Raw genomic sequence first — 11245 nt, 5'->3', positions numbered from 1 at the left:
CTCCTACAGGGTGCTGTCGAAACTGCGCGGTGGTTCGCGGCTCAGCGCACCTCGAACTCGTAAATGCGCGTGGCCGGATCGGTGTTCTGGGTCGGCGCGGTCACGTTGAGCTTGACGTAGCGCGCGGACGTGGCGCTGATCGAATGGGTCGAGGTGCTCGCGGTATTCGCCGTCACCGTCACCGGCGTGCTCCAGCTGGTGCCGTTGGTCGAGGTCTGGATGGTGAAGGCCTTGCTGTTCCAACTGGCCGACTCGCCGCCGGCGCCGGCGTGCTTGACCACGAAGCTGCTGACGGTCTGCGCCGAACCCAGGTCGACCTGCAGCCACGAGGGCGAGGCCAGCGAACAGAACTTGTCGGTGTTGCCGCCCGACACGCTGCCGTTGACCGCCTTGGCGCCGGATTCGTTGCTGTTGCACGCGGCCGAGCTGGTGGTGGCCTTGTTCAAGGCCAGATTGACGTTGCCCGCGCCGACCGAGACCGTCTGAGTTTTGGTATTGGTCGCGCCACCGTTGTCGGTCACGGTCAGGCTGACGGTGTAGTTGCCGGCGCTGGCGTAAGTGCGGCTGGGATTGGTCGCGGTCGAGGTGCCGCCGTCGCCGAAGTTCCAGCTGCGCGAGGCGATGCTGCCGTCGGCGTCGCTGGAGGAATCGCTGAAGGTCGCGGTCAGCCCGCTGACGCTGACGCCGAAATTGGCCACCGGCGCGGTGTTGCCGCTGAGCGCGTTGTTGATCGCCGCCGCGTATTGGGCGGTGGTGCCTTGCGCCGAGCACGCCAGGATGTCGTCGTACAACCACAGGAAACCGCCGCTGATGCCGGCGCTGGTTTTCCAGCCGGCCATGCGGGTGTTGACCTGGCTGGGGCTGTCGCCGGCGCTGCAGCCGCTGCCGTGCTTGGTCCACAGGCCTGGCATCACGGTCATGCCCATCGCGGTGTTCCAGGTGGACGGGTTGTTGCCGGCGCCGCCGTCGTAGACCTGCAGGTAGATGCGGTCGACCGACGCGCCGAGGTTGTCTTTCACGCCCTTCCAGAAGCTCTGGTTGGTGTAGGGCGCGAAAGTGATCTTGTAGCCCAGCCCGACCAGCATCTGGCCGAAGGTGGTGGTGTCGGCGACGTTGTAGTGGCTCTCATCGTCGAAGTTGACCGCGTCGGCGCCGGTGGCGGTCTTCAACGCCTGGAAATTGCGGTAGAGGATGCTGGTGCTGCCGGTGCCGCAGACGATCGTGGTGCCGCAGCCGGCGGCGGTGCCGTTGGCCAGTTTGGACATGCGCTCGAAATCGGGCACGCCCCAGGCGCCGATCGAGACTTCCACCCGCTTGACCGAGGTCGGCGCGGTTTTCAGCGAGGCCAATCGCGCCGGCCAATCGGCGTCGGCGCCGGTGTAGGCGCCGTTCTTGACGATCGGGATGTCGTTGTAGACCAGATCGCCGTTGTCCTCGATGTGGATGCTCCACAGGAACACGGTGGTGAAACCGGAGGCCTTGAGATCGTTGATCACGGTCTGCCCGCCGGAATAGAACGGACCGCCGCCGAAGATCGCCGACTCCGCGCCGATCGCGGCCGGCGCGGCGAGGGCGAGCGTCAACGCGGCGAGCGCCGGAACGAGGCGACGGGTGGCGGACGATGGCTGGTGCGACTTCGACATGGAGCGGTCCCCTGCGATGAGCGTCGACGGCGACGCAATGGCGGCTGTGCGCGTGGTCGCATCGCGAGGGTGGTCGCGAGGCGAAGACGCGGTCGTTGTCGCGCTGCGGCGACGGGCCGACATTGCGAGCGGCGATTTCGGCGTGTCAACACTTGGATCGATTTAAATAAGGTAAAAACGTTTAAACGTGCGGTCGGGCCGAGGTTTTTCCTGAGCAATCAAAGTGCTGAGCGCGCCGGTGCGCGGCGACGCGGATCGCGGGCCGCGCATCGCCCGGCGATGCGGCGCGTTGCGTCGCAGCACGGTTTCGCGCGGGCGCTGGCGGCGACGGCTCGCGCCGTTCGCGCGGGCCGTGTCGATGGGGATCGCGCGAGCGGCCGTTTTCGTCGTGCCGCGCTACGATGGCGCCCCCGTTCCGTCGATTCCGTCCGCGCCGCCCATGACCCGCATCGATGCCCTGCTGCGCGAGGCGCGCCAACGTATGGACGCGGCCGATGCCGAGTTGCTGGTCTGCCACGCGCTCGGCAAACCGCGCAGTTGGTTGTTCGCGCACGGCGACGACGGCCTGGACGATGCTCAGGCGGAGGCGGTACGCGCGCTGATCGCGCGTCGCGCCGAGGGCGAACCGGTCGCGTACCTGATCGGCTCGCGCGGTTTCTGGCGCTTCGATCTGCGGGTCACCCCGGCGACCTTGATTCCGCGTCCGGAGACTGAGCGCCTGGTCGAACTGGCTCTGCTGCGTTTGCCCGAATCCGGCGCTGGCCCGTTGGCGATCGCCGATCTCGGCACCGGCAGCGGCGCGATCGCATTGGCCTTGGCGCTGGAGCGGCCGTCGGCGCGGGTGATCGCGGTCGACGTCAGCGCGCAGGCGTTGCAGATCGCGCGCGAAAACGCCGCGGCGTTGGGGCTGGCGCGGGTCGAGTTCCGCCTGGGCGACTGGTTCGCGCCGCTGGCCGGCGAGCGGTTCGATCTGATCGCCAGCAACCCGCCCTACATCGAATCGGACGATCCGCATTTGCGCCAGGGCGATCTGCGTTACGAACCCAACGGCGCCTTGGCTTCGGGCGCGGACGGTCTGGATGCGATCCGGATCATCGCCCGCGAAGCGCCGGCGCATCTGCGGCCGGGCGGTTGGCTGCTGATCGAACACGGCTGGCGGCAGGGCGAGGCGGTGCGCGCGCTGTTGCTGGCGGCGGGGTTGAGCGAGGTGGCGACCGAGCAGGATTGGGAAGGGCGCGATCGGGTGAGTTTGGGGCGGTTGGCGGTGGGGTGATCGCGGCTTGCTCGCGGCGCGATCCCTCCAGGACGTCATTCCCGCGAAGGCGGGAATCCAGAGACTTCAGCGTCATCCCTCCAGCCCGTCATTCCCGCGAACGCGGGCTCCGCTTTACTTCGGCGGAGCCGAACATCCAGAGCCTTCAGCGCCATCCTTCCAGATCGTCATTCCCGCGAACGCGGGAATCCATTGACTTCAAGCGTTCTCGCACGAAAGGCCCTGGATGTTCGGCTCCGCCGAAGTAAAGCGGAGCCCGCGTTCGCGGGAATGACGGTAGGGGAGTGCGCTGTTGCTGGTTCCGACTCGCGAAACCCGAATCCCACCCCCCCAGCCCGGTAAACTCCCCGCATCCCCACTGCGAGGCATCGCGATGCGCACGCTTTATCCCGATATCGAACCCTTCGACACCGGCACGATCAAGGTCGACGACCGCCATGTCCTGTACTACGAGCAGTGCGGCAACCCCGAAGGCAAGCCGGTGGTGCTGCTGCACGGCGGCCCCGGCGCGGGTTGCAGCGCGAAAATGCGCCGCTTCCACGACCCGGCCAAGTACCGCATCGTCCTGTTCGATCAGCGCGGCAGCGGGCGTTCGACCCCGCATGCGGATCTGGTCGGCAACACCACCTGGGACTTGGTGGCCGATATCGAAAAGCTGCGCGCCAAGCTCGGCATAGACCGCTGGCAGGTGTTCGGCGGCTCCTGGGGTTCGACCCTGGCGCTGGCCTACGCGCAAACCCATCCGCAGCAGGTGACCGAGCTGGTGCTGCGCGGGATCTTCATGCTGCGCCGCTGGGAACTGGAATGGTTCTACCAGGAAGGTGCCTCGCGCCTGTTCCCCGATGCGTGGGAGCACTACCTCAAGGCGATTCCGCCGGTAGAGCGCCACGATCTGATCAGCGCCTTCCATCGCCGCCTGACCAGCGAAGACGAAGCCACCCGCCTGGACGCCGCGCGCGCCTGGAGCGTGTGGGAAGGCGCGACCAGCTTCCTGCACGTCGACGAGGATTTCGTCAGCGGCCACGAGGACGCCAAGTTCGCCCTGGCGTTCGCCCGGATCGAGAACCACTACTTCGTCAACGGCGGTTTCTTCGAAGTCGAGGATCAGCTGCTGCGCGACGCGCACAAGATCGCCGACATCCCCGGGGTGATCGTGCACGGCCGTTACGACGTGGTCTGCCCGGTGCAGAACGCCTGGGAACTCAAGCAGGCCTGGCCGAAGGCGGAACTGACCATCACCCCGGCGTCGGGGCATTCGGCGTTCGAGGCCGAGAACGTGGATGCGCTGGTGCGCGCGACCGATCGGTTCGCTTGATCGGCGATGCGTGGGCGGCAGTGCCGCCCACGCTCGGCTCAGGCGATGCGCTTGCGCAGCTCCTACAGGGGGAGTTGCGGCAGTGCAGTTGCGCGCTTAACCCGCAGCCGACCCATCCGGGTTGCGCTCGATCATCCACAGCCCGGCCCACAACTTCAGGTCGAGCTCGAAACCTTCCGCCTGCTTGCCCATCAGCCACGCCGGCGCCTGCGCGCGCGGCACCTGGTGGACGATGATGTCTTCGCCGGCCACGCCGCCGCCGTCGCCGACCTTATGCAAGCCGCTGGCGCGAACGAAGGCGATGCGTTCGCTGCTCATGCCGGCCGAGGTCGGGCCGGTCAGCAGCACTTCCACCTTCGCCGGTTCCCAGCCGGTTTCTTCGACCAACTCGCGGCTGGCCGCCGATTCCAGGGTGTCGTGATCGTGATCGTCGCCGACCAGGCCGGCCGGCATTTCGATGGTGCGCGCGCCCAGCGGCACGCGGTATTGCTCGACGAACAGGACGTTGTCGTCCGGCGTCACGGCGATGATGATCACCGCCATGCCCTTGCCGTGGGTGCGTTCGGCGTACTCCCAGTGACCGCGGCGCATCATGCGCAGCCATTGGCCGGTGTAGATGGTTTCCACCGCTGCGTCGTGGGCTGCGTGATCTGCCTGGGTCATTGCGTTCCTCGCGTGGGCGTGTCGCGGGCCGCGGCCCGCTACGCTTCAAAGTGATGTCGATGTGTTCGGCCGGAGCGGGATGCCGCGCTCGCGCGGCCAGCGTATCGCGTCCGGCGCGTGAGCTCGCGAACTGGCAAGCCCCTGCCGCATTGCAACGATGCTACGACGGAACTTGTGACGCCGCGAAGTCCAGGCCGACCGCGTCGAACAACCGGCGCCGGGTCATCGGACCGAAACGCAGGCGGTCGCACAACGCCTGCAAGTTCGCCGCATCGGCCTGGCCGCGGACGAAATGGCCGCCGCTGTCGGGCAGCGGCGCGTCCACGGCGATGGTGGTCAGTTGCCGGCACAGCAAGGCCTGGGCGCGGTGCTCGCGCAGCCGCGCGGCCGCGCTGGCGGCGCCGCGCAGGCGCAGGAACGGAACTTCCTCGACCCGCGCCAGCAACGCATCGAGCGTGTCGAAATGGGCGAGCAGGGCGGCCGCGGTCTTGGCGCCGATCCCGGGCACGCCGGGAATGTTGTCGACCGCATCGCCGGTCAGCGCCAGATAATCGGCCACCTGCCGCGCCTGCACGCCTTGCCGCTCGGGCACGCCGTCGGCGGTCCAGCGCACGCCGCGGGCGAAATCCCATTGCTCGTCGCGGTCGACCAACAACTGCGACAGATCCTTGTCGGCCGACACGATCACCCCGCGATAGCCGTGCCCGCGCATCGCCACGATCGCGCTGCCGATCAGGTCGTCGGCCTCGTACTGCGCATCGGCCAGCACCGCCAGCCCCAGCGCCTGGCACAAGGCCTTGCAGTGGCCGAACTGACGCTTGAGCGCATCCGGCGCCGGGTCGCGGTTGGCCTTGTAGGCCGGGTACAACTGGTTGCGGAAGCACGAGTCCAGCGCTTCGTCGAAGGCGATGGCGATATGCCGCGGCTTCTCGCGCTCGATCAGCTCCAGCAGGAACCGGGCGAAGCCGTGCACGGCGTTGCTGGGCCAGCCTTCGGCGTCCTGGAAATCGTCGGGGATCGAGTGCCAGGCCCGGAATACGTACAGGCTGGCGTCGACCAGATACAGCGGAGTGGGCGCGGGGTGGTTCATGCGGTCATTCAAACATGCGGCCGCTCAGAGCGGGGACCAGGCGCGGGTCAGCGCGGCCGGATCCGGGCGTTCGCGTTCGGGCGCGTCCAGCTTGGGCGTGCCGATGTGGATGAAACCGGCGATGCATTCCTCATCGGCCAGGCCCAGCCACGCTTCGACCTGTTCGTCGTAGGCCGGCCAGCCGGTCAGCCAGACCGCACCGAAGCCCAGCGCCTGCGCGGCTTGCAACAGGGCGAAGCAGACGCAGCCGGCGGTGAGGGTGCGCTCGAACTCGGGGATTTTTTCGTCCGGGCCGAGTTGCGCGATCACCGCCACGATCAACGGCGCGTGCGAGAAACGGCCGCGGTCTTTCTCCACCGCGGCGGGGCCGGCGTCGGGAAATTTTTCGATCCCGCGCGCGGCGATGCGCTCGCCGAGCACATGCCGGGCATCGCCCTGGATGGTGAGGAAGCGGAACGCCACGCGCTTGCCGTGATCGGGCACGCGCACGGCCGAGGTCAGCATACGCTGAAGGGTAATTTCGTCCGGTCCGGGCGCCGAAAGCTGCTTGGCGGGGATCGAGCGCCGGCTGTCGAGCGCGGCAAGCAAGTCTGGATTGGGGGTAGCCATTTAAGTAAATCGAATCCTTGTCACAAAAATGAACGGCGACACATAAACGGTCGCATCTAGGCACTATTCTGAATCCCGGCGAGTCGCGGAGACACGCCATCACCAGGGGGAACTCCGTACAGTGTCCGGTCACGTGCACGGCGTCGTTCAAGGTACGCGCACCGATCCGTCGCGCGTGCTCGAAGAAATCAAACGACAGACGCTCGAGCAACTCGGGGGGCTGCCTGGCACCCTGTACGGGCCGATCGAGGACGCCCTGAAGGCCGATTCGCTGAAGGGCGACGGCCGCAACCACCATTTCGAAGATCAAGCCGCATTGTGGGTGTTGCGCCAGCAACAGGCCAGCCATGTGATGGCGTTTCGTCAGCACGTCGGCCAGGGCTTCGAGCAGTTCCGCTCGCCCGGCGCGGCGGTCGGCGGCCTGGGCGGCTCGCCGCTGCAATTGGTCGGCGAGCAGCAACTGGCCTTCGACCTGGACGGCGAGCGGCTCAGCGAGGCGCTGGACCAGCGCTATCAGCGCCCGCTGGAAATGCTCGACGGCCGCTTCAAGATGCTGGCCCAGGCGCTGGGTTCCAGCGGCGGCGAGATGCCGCTCGGGCCGAGCCGGCTGGTGCGGGCGTTCACCGCGATCTACAGCGAAGCCCAGGTCAACGAAAGCCTGCGCATCCGCCTGTTCCGCCAATACGAACAAGAACTCTCGCGGCTGCTCGGCGATCTGTACGCGCGCATCAGCAGCCTGCTGGCCACCGCCGGTTACGGCATGGCCCTGCCCGGCGCCGCGCCCGGTACGCCGGCGCGTCCGGCCGAGGAGCGCCGCGACCGCAACACGCTGGACGATGTATTCGACACCGTGCCGCATCGCGATCCGTCCGCGGCCCACGACTACAGCGGCATGGCCGGCGGCGGTTACGCCGACGGCGCGCATGCCGGACATGGCGGGCACGCAGGGCACGCCGACGGCGGCGCTCAGGCGCAGGTGTCGCCGGCCGATGTCGCGGCGATGGCCAGTGAACTGGCCGAGCTGCGCTCGCAACTGCACGCCTGGCGCGAGGGCTTGATCAAGGCCGGCGGCTTGCCGCCGACCCACCAGCAGCCGCAGCGCACGATGGCGCCGCGGCGCGAGCTGCGGGTGGAAGAAGTGGTCGGCATGGCCTCGCTGCTGCAGCCCGAACCGCCGGACGCGTACGCACGCGCGCTGTCGGTGTCCGGCCGGCTCGGCGAGACCATCCGCGATCAGCTTTACGACGGCGCGCGCCGGTTGGGCTTCAACCCCGATCAGACCTGCTTCAGCGCCGAAGAAGACGACGCGATCGATCTGGTCGCGTTGTTGTTCGATTCGCTGTTCCGCAACCACGCCCTGCAGGACCGCGCCCGGCGCGTGTACGCGCGGCTGGTGATGCCGTACGTGAAGGTCGCGCTGACCGACAACGCGGTGTTCGTCAAACGCGAACACCCGGCGCGGCGCCTGCTCGATGCGATCACCGAGGCCTGCGAGGGCAACGACGGCGAGACGCCGCAGGACCGCGATCTGCTCGAACGCGCCTCGGAAATCTCCCAGCGCATCGTCTCGGAGTACAACGAAGACCTGGCAGTGTTCGAACTCGCCCACGCCGAGCTGGACGCGTTGCTGGCCCAGCACCGGCGCCGGATCGAATTGCAGGAACAGCGCGCGGCCAAGGCTACCTACGGCCGCGAGCGCCTCGGCGCGGCGCGCAATCAGGCCGACCAGGCGGTGCGCGAGCGCATCGGCGAAGGCCGCCTGACCCAGGCGGTGGCCGACTTCATCTCCACCCCGTGGCGGCACCATCTGGTCCAGGTGATGCTGCGCGAAAACGAAGACCCCAAGCGCCGCGCGCAAGCCCTGGCGCTGGGCGACGCGCTGGTGATGGCCGACAAGCTCGCCGCGGAGAATCGCGGGCGCGAGCTGGCCGATCAATTGCTGGCGTTGCAGCCGATCATCGCCCAGTGCCTGGCCAGTTCCGGCCTGGACGACAGCGCCGCCCAGCACGGCATGGCCGGTCTGGTGCGCGCCTTGGCCACGCCGGACAAGGAGCGCATGGCGCACCCGCTGCCGAGCGCGGCTGAGGTCGAAGAAGACGTGGCCGAGGAGCGTCGCCTGTATCTGGCCGGCGGCACCGCCCAGGTCGCGCACGATCCGCTGCTGGCCGAGCGCATGCGCCAGCTCGAACCCGGCGATTGGCTGCGCCTGACCAACACCCAGGGCGAGACCGTTGCGGTCAAGGTCGCCTGGGTCAGCCCGCTGACCTCGCGTTTCTTGCTGGTGAACCGGCGCGGCGTGCGCGCCCTGGTCGCTTCGGCCGAAGAACTGGCGGTATTGGCCGCGTCCGGGCGGCTGCTGGTCGGCGCCGAGCGCACCGCGTTCGACGAAGCGATGCGTCAGGTGCGCAGGCATCTGGACCGGGTGATCTGAACCCCGCGGGTATCCGGCCGGCGGCACGCAGCGAACATCGATCGGGGCGAAAGCCCCGAAATCTTTTGTAACACCGCGCAACCCGCGGCCATCGCGGTCGCCCGCCGCGCGGGCGAAGCGGCCGCGGCGCACCGCGCCGGGCCAAGCCCGCGCCCGCGAAGCCTCGCGATGCGTCCGCCGCGACCGCACCGGCCGGCGTCCGCTCGCCCTGTGACCTCAATCCGCTTCCGCGACACCGCCGGCCCGCGGTCATCGATCCGAGATCGCACGCGCCCCGATCATTCCGTTAGGATGCGACGAACGGGGCACGGAGCGGAGCATGTCGGGCATCACGATTGGCGTTGCGAGCGAAACCGCATCCGGCGAAAAGCGCGTGGCGCTGACGCCGGAGACCTGCAAGAAACTGGTCGCCCGCGGCGCGCGCGTACGCGTGCAGCGCGGCGCCGGACGTTCGGCGAGTTTCACCGACGACGCCTACGTCCAGGCCGGCGCCGAACTGGCCGACGATGCGGCCGCAGCCACCGCCGACGCCGAAGTGGTGTTGTGCGTGCAGGCGCCGGATCCGGCGCGCTTGGCGCAATTGCGCGAAGGCGCGGCGCTGATCGGCTTGCTGCAGCCGCAGGCCGATGCCGCGCGCGGCGAGGCCATCCTTGCGCGCAAGCTCAACGCGTTCCCGCTCGAACGCTTGCCGCGCACCACCCGCGCGCAGGCCATGGACGTGCTCAGCTCGCAAGCCGGCATGGCCGGTTACAAGGCGGTGCTGATCGCCGCGCAGCTGGCGCCGCGGTTCTTCCCGATGCTGACCACCGCGGCCGGTACGATCCGTCCGTCGAAGGTGCTGATCGTCGGCGCCGGCGTGGCCGGATTGCAGGCCATCGCCACGGCCAAGCGCCTGGGCGCGCAGGTGGAAGGTTTCGACGTGCGCCCGGAAACGCGCGAACAGATCGAATCGCTGGGCGGCAAGTTCCTCGACCTGGGCGTGAGCGCCGCGGGCGAGGGCGGTTACGCCCGCCAACTCACCGAGGAAGAACGCGCCGAACAGCAGCGCCGCCTGGGCGAGCATTTGAAGAACATCGACGTGATCGTCTGCACCGCGGCCGTGCCCGGCCGTCCGGCGCCGAAGATCGTGACCGCGGCGATGATCGCCGGGATGAAGCCGGGCAGCGTGCTGGTCGATCTGGCCGCCGAAACCGGCGGCAATTGCGAACTGACCCGGCCCGGCGAAACCATCGACGCCGACGGGGTGACCATCGCCGGTCCGTTGAATCTGGCCAGCAGCGGCGCGGTCCACGCCAGCGAGATGTACGCGCGCAACGTGCTCAACTTCGTCAGCCTGTTCGTCGACGACGGCAAGCTGAGTTTCGATTGGAACGACGAACTGCTGGCCAAGACGATCTGGCCGGAGCGCGCCACGGCGGCCTGAGCGCGGATGACCTGGTTCGCCGACGAAATCCTGATCCCGGCCACCGCGCAAGCGGTGCAGCGGATCGTTGCCGATCCGTTGCTGGCGCCGTTCGCGTATTGGGTGCGCGATCTGGACGATCATCCGTGGCATGCCGAGGAACATCGCCACGGCTTGCCCGAGGGCGGGCTGATCGCGATCCGCCCGGTGCGCGATACCCGCGGCGATGAGGGCGACGACTCCTGGTACGGCACGCCGTCGCTGGAGTGGTCGAGCCTGCGTCCCAAGCACGAGCAAGGCCCGGAACCGGACCGGATCGGCCGGCGGCTGGCGATGTATTTGCTGGAATGCACCAGCGGCGAGACGCCGGCGGCCGATACCGTGCCCGAAGACGTCGATTCGCTGCCGCCGCCGTCGTTGCGGCGTTACCTGAGCGAACTGGCGGCGGAATTGTCGCTGCCGGTGCTGTACCACTCGGCGTGTTTCTGGGGCGGCGCGGTCGAGTACGAATACAGCCTGTGCTATCGCCAGCACGAGGCGCTGTTCCTGACCAAGCCGCCGGAACCCGGCGACGAAGCCGTGCGTCACGCCTTGCACGATGGCTTGGCCGGGGTCGGCGTGAATCTGCCGAGCGCGTACTTCGCGCTGCATGCGCGGGAGTTTCCGTGGGAGCAGCATCGGTTGAAGCCAGGCGGGTGAGGCGCGGTGGCGCCGATGCGCTGATGCCTTGCGAGGCCTGTCAGTTACGCAGTCGCGGCAACCGGCTGCATCGAAAACTTCATTCTCACCGTCACTCTTCTCCCCGTCATTCCGGCGAAA

The 11245-nt window shown here is 68.4% G+C and carries 9 protein-coding genes; 5 read left to right on the top strand and 4 right to left on the bottom strand.

The window, feature by feature from the left end; translation table 11 throughout:
- Positions 1–41 precede the first annotated feature (41 nt).
- Positions 42–1643 (bottom strand): PKD domain-containing protein, encoded by a 1602-nt coding sequence (locus V7787_RS50650; protein WP_336095095.1) that lies wholly within the window; start codon positions 1641–1643, stop codon positions 42–44.
- 439 nt (positions 1644–2082) lie between these two features.
- Here V7787_RS50650 and prmC point away from each other — a divergent pair, with 439 nt between their 5' ends.
- Positions 2083–2916, top strand: a complete 834-nt coding sequence (gene prmC, locus V7787_RS50645; RefSeq protein WP_336095094.1) for a peptide chain release factor N(5)-glutamine methyltransferase — start codon at positions 2083–2085, stop codon at positions 2914–2916.
- 373 nt (positions 2917–3289) lie between these two features.
- The gene (gene pip, locus V7787_RS50640; protein WP_336095093.1) at positions 3290–4231 is read left to right on the top strand and encodes a prolyl aminopeptidase; all 942 of its coding nucleotides are present in this window, start codon (positions 3290–3292) and stop codon (positions 4229–4231) included.
- Between the two features lie 96 nt (positions 4232–4327).
- Here the strand turns inward: pip and V7787_RS50635 are convergent, their stop codons facing one another.
- The 3 genes from V7787_RS50635 to V7787_RS50625 form a co-directional block, all read right to left on the bottom strand.
- The gene (locus V7787_RS50635) at positions 4328–4894 is read right to left on the bottom strand and encodes an NUDIX hydrolase (protein ID WP_336095092.1); all 567 of its coding nucleotides are present in this window, start codon (positions 4892–4894) and stop codon (positions 4328–4330) included.
- Positions 4895–5054: 160 nt separating this feature from the next.
- Positions 5055–5984 (bottom strand): 5'-3' exonuclease, encoded by a 930-nt coding sequence (locus V7787_RS50630; protein WP_336095091.1) that lies wholly within the window; start codon positions 5982–5984, stop codon positions 5055–5057.
- A gap of 24 nt (positions 5985–6008) precedes the next feature.
- Positions 6009–6593: a nitroreductase family protein gene (locus V7787_RS50625; RefSeq protein ID WP_336095090.1), complete on the bottom strand. Its 585-nt coding sequence runs from the start codon at positions 6591–6593 to the stop codon at positions 6009–6011.
- Between the two features lie 121 nt (positions 6594–6714).
- On the opposite strand from V7787_RS50625, the gene V7787_RS50620 reads away from it, so the two are divergent.
- The 3 genes from V7787_RS50620 to V7787_RS50610 all read left to right on the top strand — a co-directional run bounded on the left by V7787_RS50620 (position 6715) and on the right by V7787_RS50610 (position 11125).
- On the top strand, positions 6715–9024 hold the full coding sequence (locus V7787_RS50620; protein ID WP_336095089.1) for a DUF1631 family protein: 2310 nt from the start codon (positions 6715–6717) through the stop codon (positions 9022–9024).
- 328 nt (positions 9025–9352) lie between these two features.
- Positions 9353–10447 (top strand): NAD(P) transhydrogenase subunit alpha, encoded by a 1095-nt coding sequence (locus tag V7787_RS50615; RefSeq protein ID WP_336095096.1) that lies wholly within the window; start codon positions 9353–9355, stop codon positions 10445–10447.
- A 6-nt stretch (positions 10448–10453) separates the two neighbouring features.
- Positions 10454–11125: a hypothetical protein gene (locus V7787_RS50610; protein WP_336095088.1), complete on the top strand. Its 672-nt coding sequence runs from the start codon at positions 10454–10456 to the stop codon at positions 11123–11125.
- Positions 11126–11245: the final 120 nt, after the last annotated feature.

The sequence above is a fragment of the Pseudomonas sp. CGJS7 genome (genome assembly GCF_036961695.1).
Note: the sequence above shows the minus strand (reverse complement) of the source record. Positions and strands in the feature narration are given on the sequence as shown.